Genomic DNA, 17,994 nt, shown 5'->3' with positions numbered 1-17,994 from the left:
AGCGCAGCTATCGCCCGTGCCGCCGCCAGCGGTTGCGCAGGTAGATGGCTCCGCCATTGAGGGCGAAGGTGATGCCCAGCAGCACGAGGATCGCCGCCGCCGCGTTGGGGCCGAAGGCTTTTTGCGGGCGGTCTATCCAGTTGAAAATCTGCACCGGCAGGGCCGAAAACTCGTCGAGCGGGCCCGCCGGGGTGAAGGGCACGTAGGCCAGCACCCCAATGACGACCAGCGGCGCGGTTTCACCCACCGCCCGCGCCAGGGCCAGGATCAGGCCCGTGAGGATGCCGCCGGCCGCGGCGGGCAGCACCTGGTGCCAGGTGGTTTGCCAGCGCGTGGCCCCGAGGGCGTAGGAGGCTTCGCGCAGGGGGCGGGGCACGGCCCGCAGCGCCTCGCGGGTGGTGACGATGAGCAGGGGCAGAATCAGCAAAGCCAGGGTGCAGCCGGCGGCCAGCACGCTGGGTCCCAGGTGCGCAAACCGCACGAATACCTCCAGCCCCAGCAGGCCGTAGATGATGGAGGGCACCCCGGCCAGGTTGGTGATGTTGATTTCGATCAGCGCCGCCCAGCGGCTTTTGGCCCCGTACTCTTCCAGGTACACGCCCGCCGCAATGCCCACCGGCACGGCCACCAGCGCGGTGATGGCCCCAATCCAGACCGTGCCCAGCAGGGCGGTGTAGATCCCGGCCCGCGCCGGGAAGCGCGAGGGCAGCCCGCCCAGAAACGCCCAGCTGAGCCGGCCCAGCCCCGCGTGCAGAATATCGACCAGGAACCCGGCCAGCAGCAGCAGGCTAACCAGCGTGGCCAGCAGCCCCAGCACCCGAAAGGCGCGGTCGAAGAGGCGGTTGCGGGCCGCGCTACTCATGCTGCTGCTGGTGACGGCGCCGGAACCAGTAGCCGAGGTTGTTGAGCAGCAAGGTGAGCACGAACAGGGTGCTGCCGGCCGCGAAAATGGTGTTGTATTCCAGCGTGCCGTAGGCCACGTCGCCGGAGCTGACCTGCACGATGTAGGTGGTCAGCGTCTCGATAGGCACCAGCGGGTTGGCCGTCAGGCGGGGCTCCTGGCCGGCCGCAATGGCCACAATCATCGTCTCGCCCACGGCTCGCGACACGGCCAGAATGACGGCCACCGTGATGCCCGAGGCCGCCGCCGGCACCAGCACCCGGAAGGCGGTCTGCAGGCGCGTCGCGCCCAGGGCGTAGGAGGCTTCGCGCAGGCGTTGGGGCACGGCCGCCAGCGCGTCCTGGCTAAGCGAGGAGATGATGGGCAGAATCATCACGCCCATCACCAGGCCCGCCGAGAGGGCACTGAAGCCCGCCAGCCCCGGAATAAGGGCCTGCAGCCCGGGCGTAACCACCGTCAGGGCAAAGAAGCCATACACCACCGTGGGCACGGAGGCCAGGATTTCCAGCAGCGGCTGCACGGCGCGGCGGAACCGGCCGGAGGCATACTCGGTGAAGTACACCGCAATGGTCAGGCCCAGCGGCAGCGCCAGGGCCACGGCCACGGCCGTAGTGAGCAGCGTGCCCGCCACCAGCGGCCAGATGCCAAAGTGCTTTTCGGCAAACAGCGGCGTCCACTGCGTATCGGTCAGAAAAGCCCGTAGCGGCACCTGCCCGAAGAAATGACCGGTTTCCAGGGCCAGAATCCACAGGATGCCGCCGGTGGTGAGTACCGTGAGGCCGGCGCTCAGGGCCAGCAGGACTTCGATGAGTCGTTCGCGCGGCTTTTTCATGGCGTGGGCGGCGTAGTGGCTGCCGCTGGCGCCGGCAGCCCTGCCAGGGCCACGAACTGCGCCAGCCGCCGCTGCTGGCGGCGGACCTCGGCGGCCGGCAGCGGAAAATAGCCCACCTCGCGAGCCAGGCGGGGGGCCTGCGCCAGGTAGAAGCGTAGGAAGGCCTGCACCACCGGCCGGCGGGCCGCCGGGCCGCTCACGTACAGCAACAGGGGCCGCGACAGTGGGGCGTAGGTTTTGTTTTCGACCGTGGCCAGGGACGGCGCCACCGGCCCGGCCCCGTTGTCGGCCCGCTCGTCGTCGATGGCTACCAGGCGCAGGGCAGCCCGATTGGCCGCGTAGTAGGCAAAGCCGAAAAAGCCCAGCGCCAGGCGGTCGGTGGCAACGCCCTGCACCAGCACGTTGTCGTCCTCGCTGGCGGTATAGTCGCCCCGGCTGGCATGGGCGGTACCCACGATGGCCTGGGTGAAGTAGTCGTAGGTGCCGGAGGCCGTACCTGCCCCAAAGAGGTGGATTTCGGCGTCGGGCCATTCCGGCCGCACCTGGTTCCAGCGGGTGAGCCGGTGCTGGGCCGCCGGCTCCCAGATCCGTTTCAGCTCGGCTACGGTCAGGGTGCGCGCCCAGGTGTTAGCCGGGTTGACCACCACTGCCAGCCCATCGTAGGCCACCACCAGCCCGGCGTAGCGGGCCTGCCGGCAGGCCCGCTGCTCCGAAGCCGAGATAGGGCGGGAGGCATTGGCCAGGTCGATTTCCTGCCGGCTGAACTTCTGGAAGCCGCCGCCCGTGCCCGATACGCCCACCGTGATGCGGGCTGCGGGCTGCACGCGGGCATACTCTTCCACCACGGCTTCGGTGATGGGATACACCGTGCTGGAGCCGTCCAGCCGAATACGCATGGAGTCGGCCCGCTGGCCGCAGCCGGCCAGCAGCGCCAGCCCGACCAGTCCGCCAAACCACGTTTGTCCGACCCGGCACTTTGCGTTGCTCACGGGCATACAGGCGGCAGGTAGAGAAACGGGAGCCTGTTTCGGTGGCGGCCGGCAACTGCCAGCTACCGGGTTGTACGGGACGGGCAAGGCATTCATTCACAAGGCGTTATTATCATACTGTTAAGCCTGGCCGGCGCGGCGGTTGCGGGCGCCGGCCCTGCGTACTACCGGCTGTCGCTCATCGTCTCTGGTGCCCGCCGTCCCTGTCCCATGACTGAGCCTGTCACTGCCGTTTCTTTTGCCTGCCGGCACGCTGCCGAGCTCTCCGCGCTGCTGGCCGAACTTACCGCCCTGCGCACCGGGATGCTGGCCCGGGCCGACCAGGCGGCGGGCCAGCTGCGGGACGTACACCCCGGCTTCCAAGTCAGCGCCCACAACCTGCTGCACTACCTGGCCCTGCGCCAGCACGACCGCCGCGACCTGCAGCTGCGCTTGGCAGCACTGGGGCTCTCGTCGCTGGGCCGGGCCGAGGCGCATGCGCTGGCCACCGTCGAATCGGTGCGGGCCGTGCTGCACGCCTTGTTGAACCCCGATGCTCCCGGCCCGCAGCCCAACCCGGCCATCGCCCCGGATTTCGAAAGCGGTCCGGGCCTGCTTGCCGAGCACAGCACCACCTGCCTCGGCCCGGCCCCGGCGGCGCACGGCGTGCGCATTATGGTGACCATGCCCGGCGAGGCCGCCACCCGCTACGAGCTGGTGCGCGACCTGCTGCGGGCAGGCATGGACTGCATGCGCATCAACTGCGCCCACGACGACGCGGCCGCCTGGGGCCGGATGATTGCCCACCTGCGGCGCGCCGAGCAGGAATTAGGCCTGGCCTGCCGGGTGAGCATGGATGTGGCCGGCCCCAAGCTGCGCACCCACGGCCTGCCGCCCGCGCCGGCTGTGCTGCACCTCAAGCCCACCCGCGACGCCAGCGGCCGGGTGCTGAGCCCCGCCCGGCTCTGGCTCACCTCCCGGGAGCAGCCCCACCCGGCCCCGGCCGTGGCGGCCGCCATCCTCCTCTTCCCCGCTGAGTGGCTGCACGGCCTGCGCCCCGGCAAGGACGTGTCGTTCAGCGATGCGCGCGGCGCCCGGCGGAAGCTGCGCGTGGTCAGCACCGGGGCGGAAGGCAGCTGGGCGGAGCTGCACAAAACGGCCTATCTCACGCCCCTTACCCGCTTTCGGGGGCCAGGCGGCGCGGAAGCAACCCTGCCGGAGCTGCCCACCGGCTCCTCGTCGCTGCGGCTGCGCCCCGGCGACACGCTGCACCTCACGCGCCAGCCCCTGCCCCCCTTGTCAGCCGGTCCCGAAGCCAGTCCTGAAGCCGGGCCGGCGCTCATCGGCTGCACCCTGCCCGAAGTTCTCGACCGCGTTAAAGCGGGGGAGCACATCTGGTTTGACGACGGCAAAATCGGCGGCGTGGTCGAGCACGTAGCCGACGGTACCGTGCAGGTGCGCATCACTCGGGCCCGCGCCGAAGGGGAGAAGCTGCGCAACGACAAAGGCATCAACCTGCCCGATACCGAGCTGGCGCTGCCGGCCCTGACGGACAAGGACCTGCAGGACCTGGTGTTTATCGCCCAGTACGCGGATATGGTGGAGCTCTCCTTCGTGAACAGCCCGGCAGATATCACGCGGCTGCAAGAGCATTTGCGCCAGCTCACGGACCGGCCGCTGCCCATCGTGCTCAAGATTGAAACCCGGCGGGGGTTCGAGCAGCTGCCGGACCTGCTGCTGCGGGCCATGCAGGCCGGGAGCTGCGGCGTAATGATTGCCCGTGGCGATTTGGCCGTGGAATGCGGCTTCGAGCGCCTGGCAGAGGTGCAGGAAGAAGTGCTCTGGCTTTGCGAGGCCGCGCACGTGCCCGTCATCTGGGCCACTCAGGTGCTGGAAAGCCTGGCCAGCGGCGGCGTGCCGTCGCGGGCCGAGATTACGGACGCCGCCATGGGCAGCCGGGCCGAGTGCGTGATGCTCAACAAAGGCCCCCACATCGTGGAGGCCGTGCAGAGCCTGGGCAACATCCTCTCCCGCATGCAGGACCATCAGACCAAGAAAAGCGCTCAGCTGCGCAGTCTGCACGTTGCCGGGCAGTGGCAACCCGCAGAAGGCGGGAGCTGAAGTGTTGCGTGGCTGCTCAGCAGCCCGCCACTACCCGGCAGGCAGCTACAGGCAGCGCACCTGCCAAGTATAGTACTTCCTCGCGGTAGTTGAACTTTGGCAATGGCCGGCTGATGCGCGAAACGCCTATCTTTGCCGTCATCCCCCCATTCCGCCCAATTATATGCACCAGCTAGTTGTCCTGGGTACGCAGCCTGCCCTGCGCAGCTATGCGGTTTCCCTGGCGGAAACCCTCGCGGCAAGGGTGAAGCAGGTGCCTTTCGACGACTCCACGGCATCGGCCGACAACATCGGGGAGTTAGTGCACCAGCACCGCGCCACCCTGCTGCTGGCTACCGCGCCTACGCTCTCGTCGCTCTACGAAAGCGTCTGGGTGCGGGCGCTGTGGCAGGCGCCCTGTCCCATCCTATTCCTGCCGGCCACCTACACCATGGGGCCGCCCCCGGCCCGGTGCTGCGTCCTTTCCGACGGGGAGCCGCTGCGGCCCGGCTGGGCGGCTGCGGCCGCCCGCTCACTCTTCCAGCACTGGCAGCTACAGAGCACCCTGCTGATGATAGGCGCCACCGAGTTCGAGATGCGCCACAGTCGGCAAGCCGTGCTCACCCAATGGGCTTCGCTGGTGCCGAACCCCTACGTGGCGGTGGAAGCGTTGGTAGCTGAGCCGTTTTCCGCCCTCCACGATGTCGAAAACTGGTTGGCGCATCAGCCCCCTCACATCGTAGTCTGCGTGGCCCGTCGGCTCAACCTGCCCCACGTGAGCTGGACACGGCGGGCCCTGCTGCTGTTTCTGGCCCAGGCTGCCGGTCCGGTCCTGGTGGTGCCGGAATAGGCTCCAGGCGCGTTTTCACTTATCTGGGGCCACAAAAAAGTGCGCCGGGACCCTTGGGTCCCGGCGCGCTGACAGGCGGATGGCCGTAGGGGTTAACCGGCCGCCACTGGCTCCGTTGCCGGCGCGGCAGCCGCTACCGGCCGGCGCTTGGTGGCAGCACTGGCCCGTACGGTGCGCTTGGGCGGGGATACCGCTGCGGGCTTGCTGCCCTTGGCGGCCGGGGTGCTCTTGGGCTTGGCTGATTTAGGAGTTGCGGCTTTCGCGGCTTTTGGGGCTTTCTGCGCTTTGCTCTGTTGCTTGCGCTGCTGATCGAGCAGCTGCTCGGCCAGTTGCTGCACTGTTTTCGTCAGCGACCGGGACGGTGCGGCTTCTGCCGCGGCCGTGCTGCCTAAATGAGGCGCCAGCGTCTGCAGCAGTTGGGCTGTCAGCGCTTGCCGTGCGGCTTTGGTCGCGGCTTTTTCCGCCTTTTTTGCGTCCTGTCGCTGCTGCTTCACTACCTGCTTGGCCAGCTTATCCAGCGTGCTGGTCATACTCTTCGACGGCTGCTCGCCGGGGACGTGCGGCTGCAGGCTTTCGGTCAGGGCAGCGGCTACTTCTTTGCGGTGGGTTTTGCTTTTCATAAGGCGGATCGGACAGGCGGGCAAATCAACCGACAACTCAAATGAATGCCGCGTCCCGTTCCGCAAGAATACGCAAAATGCACTATATGAGCCGATGCATCAGGCTAGGTAGCCATCAGATGCAACACCTCCCCCAAAGTACCCTGCCCGTTACAAGCCCTGCGGCGGGCATCAGGTGCCGAGCGGGGCTTCCAGCGTTGGTAAAATAGCCTGCAGGGTGGTCCTGCCCGTAACGTAGCGGGCCAGCAGGATCAGGCGGGCCGCGTCCGGGGTCGGCGCGCCACTAAGCTGTAGCGCCAGGCGAATGCTGAACAATCGGCGGGCCATAGTAGCCGAGTCCATGTTGCTGGCAAGAGAAGGTGAGGGGTACATTGCAGAAGAGTAGTGAATACATCAAAGTAATAAACTATGGCATAAGAGGCAGTCTGTCAGACGTTACGATTTAGTTACATCCTGGTATTCTAAGTGCAGCGTAACTTTGACGGCCGCACCTTCACTATAGTCATCACCCACGTCGAAACCGGCCTCACCGTCAAAATCCGCCCGGATTTGCTCGTAGTAACGCCCCGACTTGGCCGCAAGGTGCTGGTCGATTTCAAAACCACCAGCTGCCGCAACTATGCCCAATTCGTGGCCACCATCGAGCAGTACGATTACGACCGTCAGGCCGCCTTCTACACCGACGTGCTGCAGGCCGACCGCTTCCTGATCATCGGCGTGCAGAAGAAAGCCCCGCACGGTACGGGGGGACTGCCTATTTTTGGCGCGATGGGGCAGGCGCAGATAACGCTGTGCTGTTGGAAACGCCGCCCGAAGCCGACAAAAGCACCCGTTCCGCCGGGTCAACGTGCTCCCTTAACCGCCTTCCCATAGCTTGTTACCTAGCCACGATGCCAGCTTCTCTTTTTCGCGTGGATTTAGCCACCGCCGCCGACATTCCCACCCTGTTGCCCCTGATGGAGGGATTGGCCGACTTTGAGCACTACCGCGACACGTTCGCCGTCACCGCCGACGTGCTTTACCGGCAGGGTTTTGCCCAGCAGCCGCCCGATTTCTATTGCCTGGTGGCCCGGCACGCCGAGGGACACCTGGGGGGCCTGCTGGTGTATTACTTCCTCCCGTTCACTGCCAGCGCTACGCCAACGCTCTTCATCAAAGAACTGTTCGTAACCGAAGCCTACCGGGGGCATCACCTGGGCGAGGCGTTGATGCGCGCCGCGGCGCAGGCCGCGGTGGCCCACGGTTGCGGCGCGGTGCGCTGGGCAGTGGCCGATTGGAACACAGCCGGCCGCCGCTTCTACGAGCGCCTGGGCGCGCAGGCGAACCCCGTTTGGGTGGATTATAGTCTGAGTGGGCCGGCCCTGCTGGCCCTCGCCGACACGCCCGCGCCTATTAGCCAAAAACGCAACGAGTTGCAATGAGTCGTTGCCGCTGGCCTTTTCGACGCGCTTTCTAAACAGGCGGGTTAGGCGAACCGATTCCGGGAAGGGCTCCAGTAGGCGAGAGCTTCGCGTCATTTTTCGCCCTATTGGATACTGTTGGCGAATTGATTTTGGGATAAAAAGGCTATTTTCGGAGGCACCTGAACCGCCTTTGCTCATGAGCCTGCACATCCAACCCAGCACGCCTGTTGTCAGTGCAGATGTCATCGACGCGTTGGGCCGACCATTGCGGGCGCTGGCCGCAGCGCAGGTGCAGGGCGCGGGGCTGCACACGCTAGCTGTGCCTACGGTGGGCTTGCTCGCGGGCCTTCATACGGTACGTCTATTGCATGACGGGGCAACGGCCTACCGTAAGCTGCTGGTGGAGTAACGGCTCGTTTTGGCGAATCCGACCGTTTGGGTGAACGTCTTGGCTATAGTTGGGAGGCTTAAAACTTGACAACACCCTATACACCCTTGCCAGTATGTTGCAAGAACAGCGCATTAACCGAACCTTACGCAGAACTGCCCTCTTGCTGGCCATATTGCTTGTACTGCTTGCGGGGAGCATATTCTTAACGGACGGATCACCTCACTCCAATACGGAAAGCATACTGAGTTATTATAGTCCGATTCTGGTCGCAATTGCCATTGCTTCTTTAATGTGGATAATCCCCTGTGTCGCTGCCTTTTTTCTGTTCCTGTTACTCGTAAAGGGATACTATTTACTTCAAAACCGCAATAATTAGTATGAATCAAGCAACGACTGGGTACTAACAAGCAAATGCTCGTTTTGGCGAATCAGACCGTTTTCTTGGACCACATCGTCCTAAGCATGGCATGCCGCCCGGTTATGGATCGGGCCCGAGCAAAAACGAATAGCTTTGCCAGCGTACCCTTTACCGCTTCCCCGATGGACCAGTCAGATGAGTTGTTGTGGGCGCAGCAGCAATGGCAACAAGGCGGCACCATTGCCTTACAAACGGCTTCCGAAGCCGAATTGACTCGTTTTGCCCAGAGGTACCACGTCCAGCTGCCCGCGGAGTTGGTCCGCTACTTCACCTTGGTCAACGGCACCGCACATGCGTACGATGAGCGCTTCTTTCGCTTTTACTCGCTGGCCGAAGTTCAGTCGGTGGCCGAGCGGTTTGACGACTACCATGGGCTGCCCAAGTACAGCGACTTGATGCGCACGTGGCCCGAGCACAAGCAGTTCTATGTAGTTGCCGACTACATGATTCACCTCTTGGCCTATGCCATTCGGCTAGACGCGCAGGCCTTTTCGGCTAATCCTGTGTTCGTACTCTGTGGTGACAAGTATCAGCAAGTAGCCACTAGTTTCACCGAATTCTTAACGCTTTACAAAAGGGATGCTGCCGAGCTATATATGAGCGAGGAGGAAGTGGTCGAGTAGTTCTGTTAACTGCTTTCTCCCCACAGAACGCGTTTACGGCAGTACCCTTTCACTGAACACTCCGATTTCCTGCTGTTCTTGTTGCCATGCCGCCTTGCCTGGACATTTACGTCGCCACCGCCGACCGCAGCACCGCGTGCCTTGAGCGGTTCCTGGCGCACTACGCCGACCTTTCCACCGACCGACTGCGGCAGGACTACGAAGTGTTTGTCACGGACGTGGGCGACACGGTGGCCACCGGGAGCTTGTCCGCCACGCTGGTCTATGGGCTGGCGGACCCGAATCGAAACTTTGCGCTGTACTTTACCAGCCAGCAACCCCTCTACACCCACGTGATGGTGTATTTCGGCCACCAAGGACGCCTTTTGCTCGGCTTGTCCGTTGAGGACGAAACAGCGGCTGGCAAATCCAATCAAGCCCTAGCCGAAGCCGTGATGGACCGCCTCTGCGCGGAGTACCATACCGAAATGGGCGTCTACGGCTTTGAATTGGCCCCCGCCGACGCCGAGGAACGCCTGTATCCGCTGCTGCAATAATCCCTCCTAATTTTGAACGGGCTGCGTTTAGCTTGCCACCTTATCTGAAGACGATAGTTACTTTAATCGCCCTCTACCAGAATAAGCCGTGAGCCTGGCTACATTGGGTGTATTCGCTCATTGCCTACTGTAGCTTTATCGCTCATCCACAACCTACTTCAGTCAAGTTAGCATGCCCCTCAGCACTTTACTGCTCGATCCCGACTACTCTGGCTTCTTTCAATTTATTGTTATCGCCCCCTGCCTTGTCCTAGCGGCCCTTGAACTGTTGTTTACCCTGCTCTATTTCAACAAAAGGAAGCCCGTATTTTTATTCCTGTTCCTGCTCCCCACGGCGGCTACCGTTCTGCTTTCCTTCATGCTGTTCGAGTCACATGAAGCGTACGACCACTCCGTGGGTGTTTGCTCGTTCGTTTTCGCATTGCTACTGCTGGCGGCCAATGTGAGAGAAATGTTCAGAAAGTAGGCTCCTTTCCCTGAACCACCGTTTTCTTGTACTTGACCTTCGCGTAAACACGCTGTCCTAGCTTTGATTCATGAACCAGCGAACCACGGGCCTGCTGTTGCTTTTCTTGCTCCTGCCCACATGGGCCTTTGCGCACGGGGAAGAAGTGCTGACAACCGTCTTTCTCCTGGCAGGGTCGCTGTTACTCTTCTTGGTGGGGGTGCTGGCTGTGCCGGTGCCGTATGCCGAAAAGGCGGTCTTGGTGGCCGTTTACCTGGTTACCTTGGCGGTGGCCACTTACTGGGCGAATGGGTTGCCTTATCGCATGAACATGGTCTTGGTAAATTGGGTCATCGGGCTAGCACCCTTCTTAACTACGGTTTCCGCCGCGCTCCTCATGTGGGCTAGACGAAAGAAACCAAACGTTTAAGAGTGACCTCCTTACTTTGAACGTAGCGCGTCTACCTTGGCCCCCTTTGGCTGAATAGCTAATCAAGCTCGTTCAGGGTTCTTATGAGATACATTTCATTCACCTGGTTCACGCTAACGCTGCTGCTTACTGGGCTCACATATATATTTTTAGGTCACAACCACGAGCAGTCCATCCATCGGGCAGCAGTAGTTTTTTTTACTTCCGTGGCAGCTTTTGCTGTTGTTATTCTGATCTACTGGCATTTGAAGCGAAAGAGAAGCATTTAACCCTTGGTTTCGCTTTTTGGACCGTTTGAGTGAACTCCTGAACTCCAAGTAGTTCAACGTTACGGTGCCGCAGGCATGACCGGGCGGGGCATCTGACGAAAAAAGCCCTACACCATTTCAGCTTTACGCCCTATTGCTTAGCTCCTGTGCCTGTTGCGCTGTTGATTTTGCTGGCTCAATCAATATAAACGGGCACGGTAAACTCGACGCTCACAGGCTGCCCACTCTGCTTGCCGGGAACGAGGCGGGGGAGTTGCCGCGCCGCCGCGAGCACGGCCGAATCGGTTGCGGCGTCCAAGCTCTTTTTGATGCGCAGGTGGCGTACGTCCCCCGCTTTGCCCACCACCAAATGCAGCTGCACGACCCCTTTTTTGGCCTCGCGGGGCAGCACCAGCCGACGCCCAATGGCGGGGCCGAGCGTTGCAGGGCCTGCTTGCCTGCTTTCGCCCCCACGCTCGCCCGGGAGAACCGGCATTTCTTCCACGTAGGTGTAGGACTTGTCTTCCACGTAAGCGTAGGTCTCGTCTTCTACTGGCGGGGCCTCGGGAGACGTTGCCTGCGGAGTGGAAGGCTGGTTCAAAGCGCTTACATCCAACATATTGTGGTGATTAATGTCTCCCTCCAATTGTAACGTCCCGACATTAATGACCAGAGGTGGGGCTTCAAAGGGGCGGCGGTCTTCGCAGGTGTTGCGGATAAGTACCCGTTGCGTGCCCTGCCACTCCGCGGCTAAGTGGAGGTCGTGAAAAAACGGCTCAGTAGCCCTTATGGTATAGCGCCCAATCAGTTGACAGTTATCTCCGGAAAATAGCCCCTGGGGAGAACAATAGGTGACATCGATTTGCTGCGTCGGCCTCGTCCACCCGACGTTCCGTAGTTCTAAATCAATATAAGCCCCTGATGATTCCCCAGGCACGTACGTCCGGAATGTCGGCGAGGAGTTGCAGGAAACGATTCCTGGAAACACAACTATCATGAATACCAAGCGCTCCCATCTCTTCATTGCTGCTGCCATCATTAGACGTATCCCATTAACGAAAATATAAGCCATGTAGTGGATAGTAGATCCCTCCTTACTTCAAACAAAGCTCGTTCAGGCCAGTACCGTTTTGCTGAACGGGACATGTAGCACCGTCTCTATTTTTCCCAGCCCACGATGAGCCAACTCAACATACAGACGTTGGGGAGTGAATTGCACACAATCCTGCCCGAGTTCACCGCGTACAGCGCAGAGTTCCGCGACTACTTAGCCGACCCCGTCGACCATTCCTTGTATGGCGTGTTTAACGAGTTTGCCTATCGGATACGGAAACTGATGGACGAGGGCAACCAAGACGAACTGACCCGGTACTTTTCATTTGTCAACTGGCTCATTGAGTCTCCTGACGAATACCTCGAGCAGGTAACGTACGATTGCATCATCGAGTCCTTGGCCCACAACGGCAAGTACTATTACCGGGAGGCAACCAAATACCTAAGCCCAGCAGGTATTGAAACGCTTAACTGGTGCAAAAACAATCCTCCCTTAGGGCTAGCTACTCCCCCTTATTGACAGCCCCCCCCAGTCCCGGAACCTGGCTGACCAATTCAACTATTTTAACGCTCTATTTGCCATTAGGACCGTTTCTGTATATTAAGTAACAAGACCAACTTATCTTATCAATACACGCCTAATGATTCATACAGCAGGATTTCGATGGTTACTCTTTCTAAGCATTCTGATGGGGGCCACTAGTTGTAAAAAAAACACGGCTGTGACCGAGTGCCCCCAACTCACTCAAGCTCCCCCTGCCTTTCTCGACTATTGGTATTTTCCACAGGGCAGCCAGTGGGTGTACCGATTACGCGGGTCTTCGCCTCTCGTCTATGATACGGTGCGGGTCACGTTAGCTGAAGAAGGCCACGTAACCCAAAGTCAAGCAGGAGATCCCCGCGCAGCGTGCGTACAGGGGTATTCCGCCACCTTAACGCATTCCAACCGGATCTACTTTCCAGGAACGGGTCAGCCAGGCACAAATCCGTTTGGCAATGAGTTCTTGTCTTCCCATCCTGCATTTTATCGGGAGGACTGGGTACTTAGTCAAACAGACGATATCCGCACGATTTACCCACTAGAGGTCGGATTTGGCTATCCTATTCGGGTGGGGCAAAAGTTGCTGAATGTCCTTCAGGTTGTGGATACGGTTGCCGTTACAACGCCGGCCGGCACCTTCCGGCAGTCAGTCCACCTGGTGCCCGATTATGGCCCCCGCGTCGATTCCACCCAATTCAACTGGGTACGCCACGTCTACCGTAGCCGCCGAATCGGCCTCACCAAGATTGTGTATACCAACAACCAGACGTGGGAGCTGATACAATTCGCTATTAACCGCTGAGGTAGTTAAACAACGCTGTCGTACACCCAGAACGCTCCTTTCCCTGAACACCTAGCAGCAGGCCAGCACCAGGTGCCAGCATGCCGCTGCAGTGCCTGGTGAGTTTAAGAAACTCGTCTACGATTCAAAGTTTACGAAATGCCCTGAAGAGATGAGTTTCGTAAACTCGAAACAGACGCCTTTCCCGGGCCTAAGCAAACAGAGCTTTCCTGCAGCTAGGCAGCTCTAGAAAGTCCGCTCTTTACCTGGCTTTTGTTCCTTTACATAAGTCTATTTATACACACTACCTCAGAATAGTGGTAGTTTCCGGCTGGTTGCGCTGCGTCGCCCAGCGCGGTACTTTTCCGCACTTGTGGACACGTAGTGGCCTTTATTCAATCTATCGATGCGCGTGACTTTTCTCTCTACCCAAAAGATTCGCGGGGCTTTTTGCGGGGCAGCCCTTGGGCTCGCCGCTTGCCAATCGCCTGCTCTGCCCACCTCCCCGCCGGAGAAAATCTTCCGCAAAGGCCGCCAACTAACCTATACAGTCGCGCATGACGTCCATCAGACGGGCGGCTTGGATAGTCTTATGCTGACGAGCTTTGGCGATTTCAAACCGGGGGAATATGACCCCGTTACTACGCAAATCAAGATTGGGTTTAGCTACGATGGGCATTCGGTCCCAGGCAACTTTGCCGGCGTCATTGAGAATGACACCATGCTCTGGGCTCACCCGCCCCGCGAGGGTTCGTACGCGATCTTGCAACTCAGCCCCTATCCTTACATCAAATTGCCGGTGACAGAAGGGCAGAGGTGGACGTGGAATCTAACGGTGGGCAGTCAGTGGGGCCATCCGAACTGGGGCACATGGCCAGGTGACATCGTCGTGCAAAGCTACTACCACGTGGTAGGGCAGCAAACCGTTCATACCCCAATGGGCCAGCTACGCTGCTGGCTTGTGCGGGCTCAAGCGCATTCGGCGGCCGGTAGCTCTAACGTAGATTTCTTGTATCATCCTACTTATGGCTTTGTTGAGTTGAACTACCACACCATCGATGGGCACCACACGAACTTGAGCTTAGCCAAGGTGAGCATGCAGTACAAAATGGACTATTTAGGCGCCTCGTCATATCAAGTACTCGTTCCCTAATAGGGTTGAGTACTGTTGAATTCCAGCTTGTAAAGCAGCCATTCACCCGCTTATAGTATTCCTATAGAAGAGGTAACAGAACTCCGTAGCATTACTTGAACGGTCGAGAGGTAAACGAGCGTTTAGGCGTTGGATGGCGAAGGGATGCCGTTTTCTATCAGGTTGCGAAACACACGCAAAATGACTTCCAGCTTTGCCGGGTCGCCGGAGCCGACAAACAAGGCGTCTTCCAGGAAGTAGCCGTACCAATCACTCTCCGACCGGTCGAACTTAGTCAAGGGAAGGTATGCGTCCTCTAAAGGGGTATCCGACACGTTGATTTCCACGCTCCAGCCCGGGTTGCTCGTGGAAAGCAGCTTGATGCCTTCACGGAATTCCCATTCCCCATCGCACCGGGCCCGGTACCAGTCTTGCAGCCAAGTCAGCGTTTCCATCCTTGCCGGAGTATGGGGTAAGCAAAGCGGGGTATTCCGCTTATTTGTGCGAGCAAGCTACGAAATAGACCAATCCAAGCACTAGTGATGTGTTCACGGAAACGGTCGGATTCGCCAAAACGAGCCTATTTTGTGGCCCCTTACATGATTTGAATGGACGACCTGCGCCCCTTACTCTTGCCGTTACCCCTCACGCACCAGGCGGTGTTCGCTGCCTTGACCTGTGCGCGCTTGCTCCCGTCGGTAGAGCGGTTTGACCAAGCGGAAACGGAGAAAGGAGCGCCCATCTTTCGCACGGTCATCGCGGCCCTGTGCGCGTTTGGGGTGCAGCAAGCCATTGCGCCGGACCAATGGGCGTACTTGCAGGCGCAGTTGGAGGTGTTTTGGCCGGATTTGGACGAGAGCACCAACCCGTTTGCCTCCTATGCCTTTGACGCCTGCGTGGCCTTGGGCGAAGCCTTGGCGCTGGTGCAGGATGGAGAGGCAGAACACGCCTTGCAGTGCGCCACAGCGGCCCGGGACACAGTGGATATGTACGTGCAGGACGTAACGGGCGTGGAACTACCCTTGGAAGCATTGAATGCCTTTGTTGGCGCCACGCCAGAAATGCAACGCGAAGTCGCGCGGCAGCTCGCCCTAGCCCAGGCCTTGGCGACAGAGCGCCCGCTAACGGCCGCCGCGGTCGAGCAGCTGCGTGCCCAAGGTGGGAACGAGCCGTTAATAGACTTGACTCTACTATAGCCTAATCGTCTACAAAAACGGTGATTATTTCCACTTGATTATCCTGCTGGAGCAAGAGGAGACGTTCTATGTGATGAACTAATTTCTAGAAACCGTAATTACATATTTCAGGATAAAATTATCAATTCCGGAATTCTACTTCGTACCTTTGGGTATGGTCATCATTTCCCAGAAGCCGCTACGGGAGTTTTGGGAAAAGCACCCCGATGCGAAGGAAGCGCTGAGTGCTTGGTACGCCTTCGTGCAGGAAAGCGACTGGGCCCGGCACGCGGACGTGATCCGGGACTACAACACGGCCGAGTACACCCGCGACGGGCGCTACGTGTTCAACATCCGGGGTAACCGCTACCGCCTGGTGGCCCGGCTACACTTCGCCACCCGCACCGTGTTCGTCCGCTTTGTGGGCACGCACCAGCAGTACGACAACATCGACGCCGACACCGTTTGAGCACCCGCGTTGAGCACCCGTTGTTTCTCTTCCATTTTATACGCATCTAACTCATGGACATTCGCACCGAAGCCGACTACCAACAGGCCCTGGACCAGTTCACAGCCTGGATGGACCACGAACCCGCAGACCTGGCTCCCATGCGGGCGCTGCGCGACGCCATCAGTGCCTACGAAAAGGAGCAGGGCTACGAATTGCCCGAGCCCCGGACGCTGGTGGGCCGGCTGGAGCTGGAGATGTACCGGCGCAAGCTCAACAAGAAAAACCTGGCCGCGCTGCTGGGCATCCCGGCCTCGCGCCTGAGCGACGTGCTGCAGGGCCGCCGCATCAACCTGGACCTGGCCAAGCGCCTCTACCAGCGCCTGGGCATTCCCGCCGACTTCATTTTAGAGGCCGCTTAACGGGCCTGATCAGGCACAGGGCGCGTTCAATTAAAGGAGCGAATTGCTGACCTTCGCGGGCATGAAGCTTACTCGCTACTTGTTAATGTTGCCGCTGCTTGCCTGTACAGCCACCGACACCTGGCAGTCCTTCGCAGTAGATAAACGACTCACCGTAGAGCTACCCGCTCAGGCCACAGCGCTAAATTTGGCCCAGGTGCTGCCCGCTGGCCAAGTTCCCACACGCACCCAGACATGGGTGGCGCGGGCGTCGGAAGGACTATGCGTAGTAATGCGAATTCCTTTCGTGAATGCCGAAGTAATTAGACAAGGGGACACAACGCAGCATCGGCTTTTTTATGATAGTGTAGTCAAGGGGACATTGGCAGATGAAAACCAGACTCACCTACTCAAGCGCACTTCCTTCCAAATAGCTGGTGGCATTGGCATCGAGATTAAGTATACAGCATTAGATGCGCGCACAGGCCATCGTAGAGTGCGTTACATGCGCAGTCTGATTTTAGATTCGATCGGCTATAATCTTATTTTCCGGCCTGCTAACCTCTCCGACAGTTTAGGCTTAGTTGACCACGCCCAGCGCCGACGCTTCTTCAATTCCATTACGATAAATCCATAGCCTTTTTACTCGCTCCTCTGTTGATGCGGAAGTGAGAATGGCCCTTAATAGACCTGACCGTACACCCTAACAAACGTTCAGTGAAAGGGTCTGAGTAGCACAACGAGGGTTTGCTAAAGCTACTTTTACGCGGACCACGCAGGCAGTCGAGTCCGCTGCCATGACGGCTCTTTTCTTTTACCCCTGTCCCCTTCCGACCGTGTTCCCACCTGTTGTGACTCGCTGTGCCGTGCTCCTGGCCTTCCTGACCGGTTGCCAGGCGGCTCAACCCCCGGGGGTAGCTGTTGCCCGAGTCGACGAGCGGCACTACGTCGTGACCCGAACCGTCGTTCCGGCGCAGCGGTCGAAAGCCGACCTCTTGGCCCACAAGCCGCCGCACCTGCCGGCGCACGCGCACCTGTGGGAAAGCAACCAGGACCATTTTATGCTCTACGGGTGGGTGGACTACGACGGACCCGTGGATGGGGCCTCGAACGTGCACCACCTGCGGGTGTTCGACGCGGACGGGGCCCTGATGTCGCCAGGCCATTACGTCGTCGTGCCCGCGCAGACCCCGCTGGTGGTAGACTTCGCCGATTACCGGGTGGAGTACCCGCTGGGCAAGATCGTGGGGCTCGTCACGGGCGGGGTGCAGCGCAAGCTGCTGCACTTCAACTACAACGACCGCGAGTACGCGCCCATGTTCCGGCCAACGCAGAACGCGGGGCCGCGGCCCCAGCTCGTGACCGGCTACACCGTGGCCACCGGCAGCCCCGAAGCGGACGTGTACGTGGCGCTGGTCCCGGGCCCAGCCGGCGCGCAGGTCACGGTCGAAGACGAGTTCCACGACGTGCACACGGCGGCTTACACCTGGCAGCCCTTGACGGCCCACGCCGGCCCGCCTCCGACCCCGCCCTTTCGCTTCAAGTACTATGACCCTACTGCCCACGCCCTGTACCTAGTGGACCCCCACTGGGCTTTGGTGGAGCAGCGGCCGGGCCAAAAGAATACGCCGCAATAGACGGGCGGAGTATCGTTCAGCGAAACGGTCGGAATCGCCAAAACGAGCGTTACTTTAAAAC

Annotated in this window: 24 protein-coding genes; 17 read left to right on the top strand and 7 right to left on the bottom strand. The window is 60.2% G+C overall.

The features are described 5' to 3' along the window. Window positions 1–7: 7 nt before the first annotated feature. From pstA to O3303_RS20310, 3 genes are read right to left on the bottom strand one after another with little or no spacing between them, the layout of a single operon-like run. Window positions 8–862, bottom strand: a complete 855-nt coding sequence (pstA, locus tag O3303_RS20320; protein WP_269561951.1) for a phosphate ABC transporter permease PstA — start codon at window positions 860–862, stop codon at window positions 8–10. Beyond that, entirely contained in the window at window positions 855–1,733 is an 879-nt protein-coding gene (gene pstC / locus O3303_RS20315; RefSeq protein ID WP_269561950.1) for a phosphate ABC transporter permease subunit PstC, read from the bottom strand. The genes pstA and pstC overlap by 8 nt, the downstream gene beginning before the upstream one ends. Beyond that, the gene (locus tag O3303_RS20310) at window positions 1,730–2,728 is read right to left on the bottom strand and encodes a PstS family phosphate ABC transporter substrate-binding protein (protein WP_269561949.1); all 999 of its coding nucleotides are present in this window, start codon (window positions 2,726–2,728) and stop codon (window positions 1,730–1,732) included. The genes pstC and O3303_RS20310 overlap by 4 nt, the downstream gene beginning before the upstream one ends. Before the next feature lie 204 nt (window positions 2,729–2,932). Here O3303_RS20310 and O3303_RS20305 point away from each other — a divergent pair, with 204 nt between their 5' ends. Continuing rightward, window positions 2,933–4,822 (top strand): pyruvate kinase, encoded by a 1,890-nt coding sequence (locus tag O3303_RS20305; RefSeq protein ID WP_269561948.1) that lies wholly within the window; start codon window positions 2,933–2,935, stop codon window positions 4,820–4,822. A gap of 163 nt (window positions 4,823–4,985) precedes the next feature. Beyond that, on the top strand, window positions 4,986–5,651 hold the full coding sequence (locus O3303_RS20300) for a hypothetical protein (RefSeq protein WP_269561947.1): 666 nt from the start codon (window positions 4,986–4,988) through the stop codon (window positions 5,649–5,651). A 92-nt stretch (window positions 5,652–5,743) separates the two neighbouring features. On the opposite strand, the gene O3303_RS20295 is transcribed toward O3303_RS20300, so the two are convergent. Continuing rightward, window positions 5,744–6,271 carry a hypothetical protein gene (locus O3303_RS20295; protein ID WP_269561946.1) on the bottom strand — a complete coding sequence of 176 codons (528 nt, stop codon included), beginning with the start codon at window positions 6,269–6,271 and terminating at the stop codon, window positions 5,744–5,746. Between the two features lie 171 nt (window positions 6,272–6,442). After that, a complete protein-coding gene (locus tag O3303_RS20290) occupies window positions 6,443–6,598 on the bottom strand; it encodes a hypothetical protein (protein WP_269562256.1) in 156 nt (51 codons plus the stop codon). Window positions 6,599–6,736: 138 nt separating this feature from the next. Between O3303_RS20290 and O3303_RS20285 the strand changes: the two genes are divergently transcribed. The 7 genes from O3303_RS20285 to O3303_RS20255 all read left to right on the top strand — a co-directional run bounded on the left by O3303_RS20285 (window position 6,737) and on the right by O3303_RS20255 (window position 10,517). Next, window positions 6,737–7,144: a PD-(D/E)XK nuclease-like domain-containing protein gene (locus tag O3303_RS20285; RefSeq protein WP_269562255.1), complete on the top strand. Its 408-nt coding sequence runs from the start codon at window positions 6,737–6,739 to the stop codon at window positions 7,142–7,144. A 17-nt stretch (window positions 7,145–7,161) separates the two neighbouring features. Continuing rightward, window positions 7,162–7,692: a GNAT family N-acetyltransferase gene (locus O3303_RS20280; protein ID WP_269562254.1), complete on the top strand. Its 531-nt coding sequence runs from the start codon at window positions 7,162–7,164 to the stop codon at window positions 7,690–7,692. Window positions 7,693–7,870: 178 nt separating this feature from the next. After that, complete coding sequence (locus tag O3303_RS20275; protein WP_269562253.1) at window positions 7,871–8,083, top strand: hypothetical protein; 213 nt, start codon at window positions 7,871–7,873, stop codon at window positions 8,081–8,083. Between the two features lie 462 nt (window positions 8,084–8,545). Beyond that, the gene (locus tag O3303_RS20270; protein WP_269562217.1) at window positions 8,546–9,106 is read left to right on the top strand and encodes an SMI1/KNR4 family protein; all 561 of its coding nucleotides are present in this window, start codon (window positions 8,546–8,548) and stop codon (window positions 9,104–9,106) included. 86 nt (window positions 9,107–9,192) lie between these two features. Beyond that, window positions 9,193–9,642 carry a hypothetical protein gene (locus tag O3303_RS20265; RefSeq protein WP_269562252.1) on the top strand — a complete coding sequence of 150 codons (450 nt, stop codon included), beginning with the start codon at window positions 9,193–9,195 and terminating at the stop codon, window positions 9,640–9,642. A gap of 172 nt (window positions 9,643–9,814) precedes the next feature. Further along, entirely contained in the window at window positions 9,815–10,108 is a 294-nt protein-coding gene (locus O3303_RS20260; RefSeq protein ID WP_269562251.1) for a hypothetical protein, read from the top strand. Between the two features lie 70 nt (window positions 10,109–10,178). After that, window positions 10,179–10,517, top strand: coding sequence for a hypothetical protein (locus O3303_RS20255; protein ID WP_269562250.1), 339 nt, complete (start codon window positions 10,179–10,181; stop codon window positions 10,515–10,517). 444 nt (window positions 10,518–10,961) lie between these two features. Here the strand turns inward: O3303_RS20255 and O3303_RS20250 are convergent, their stop codons facing one another. Continuing rightward, window positions 10,962–11,837 carry an energy transducer TonB gene (locus O3303_RS20250; RefSeq protein WP_269562249.1) on the bottom strand — a complete coding sequence of 292 codons (876 nt, stop codon included), beginning with the start codon at window positions 11,835–11,837 and terminating at the stop codon, window positions 10,962–10,964. Between the two features lie 105 nt (window positions 11,838–11,942). Between O3303_RS20250 and O3303_RS20245 the strand changes: the two genes are divergently transcribed. The 3 genes from O3303_RS20245 to O3303_RS20235 all read left to right on the top strand — a co-directional run bounded on the left by O3303_RS20245 (window position 11,943) and on the right by O3303_RS20235 (window position 14,293). Continuing rightward, window positions 11,943–12,338: a DUF7674 family protein gene (locus O3303_RS20245; RefSeq protein ID WP_269562248.1), complete on the top strand. Its 396-nt coding sequence runs from the start codon at window positions 11,943–11,945 to the stop codon at window positions 12,336–12,338. 622 nt (window positions 12,339–12,960) lie between these two features. Further along, window positions 12,961–13,161 carry a hypothetical protein gene (locus O3303_RS20240; RefSeq protein ID WP_269562247.1) on the top strand — a complete coding sequence of 67 codons (201 nt, stop codon included), beginning with the start codon at window positions 12,961–12,963 and terminating at the stop codon, window positions 13,159–13,161. Window positions 13,162–13,552: 391 nt separating this feature from the next. Continuing rightward, window positions 13,553–14,293 (top strand): hypothetical protein, encoded by a 741-nt coding sequence (locus tag O3303_RS20235; protein WP_269562246.1) that lies wholly within the window; start codon window positions 13,553–13,555, stop codon window positions 14,291–14,293. Window positions 14,294–14,415: 122 nt separating this feature from the next. Here O3303_RS20235 and O3303_RS20230 read toward each other — a convergent pair whose 3' ends face one another. Further along, entirely contained in the window at window positions 14,416–14,727 is a 312-nt protein-coding gene (locus tag O3303_RS20230; RefSeq protein ID WP_269562245.1) for an immunity 53 family protein, read from the bottom strand. Between the two features lie 153 nt (window positions 14,728–14,880). Here O3303_RS20230 and O3303_RS20225 point away from each other — a divergent pair, with 153 nt between their 5' ends. The 5 genes from O3303_RS20225 (at window position 14,881) to O3303_RS20205 (ending at window position 17,933) form a co-directional block, all read left to right on the top strand. Continuing rightward, a complete protein-coding gene (locus O3303_RS20225) occupies window positions 14,881–15,468 on the top strand; it encodes a DUF416 family protein (RefSeq protein WP_269562244.1) in 588 nt (195 codons plus the stop codon). Window positions 15,469–15,622: 154 nt separating this feature from the next. Next, window positions 15,623–15,916 carry a type II toxin-antitoxin system HigB family toxin gene (locus O3303_RS20220; RefSeq protein ID WP_269562243.1) on the top strand — a complete coding sequence of 98 codons (294 nt, stop codon included), beginning with the start codon at window positions 15,623–15,625 and terminating at the stop codon, window positions 15,914–15,916. A gap of 53 nt (window positions 15,917–15,969) precedes the next feature. Continuing rightward, window positions 15,970–16,317 carry a helix-turn-helix domain-containing protein gene (locus tag O3303_RS20215; RefSeq protein ID WP_269562242.1) on the top strand — a complete coding sequence of 116 codons (348 nt, stop codon included), beginning with the start codon at window positions 15,970–15,972 and terminating at the stop codon, window positions 16,315–16,317. 61 nt (window positions 16,318–16,378) lie between these two features. After that, window positions 16,379–16,933, top strand: a complete 555-nt coding sequence (locus O3303_RS20210; RefSeq protein ID WP_269562241.1) for a hypothetical protein — start codon at window positions 16,379–16,381, stop codon at window positions 16,931–16,933. A gap of 214 nt (window positions 16,934–17,147) precedes the next feature. Beyond that, window positions 17,148–17,933: a hypothetical protein gene (locus O3303_RS20205; protein ID WP_269562240.1), complete on the top strand. Its 786-nt coding sequence runs from the start codon at window positions 17,148–17,150 to the stop codon at window positions 17,931–17,933. Window positions 17,934–17,994: the final 61 nt, after the last annotated feature.

It is taken from the genome of Hymenobacter canadensis (assembly GCF_027359925.1).
Lineage (GTDB): Bacteria > Bacteroidota > Bacteroidia > Cytophagales > Hymenobacteraceae > Hymenobacter > Hymenobacter canadensis.
The sequence above is the reverse complement of the archived record's forward strand: the minus strand, read 5'-3'. Positions and strand labels throughout refer to the sequence as shown.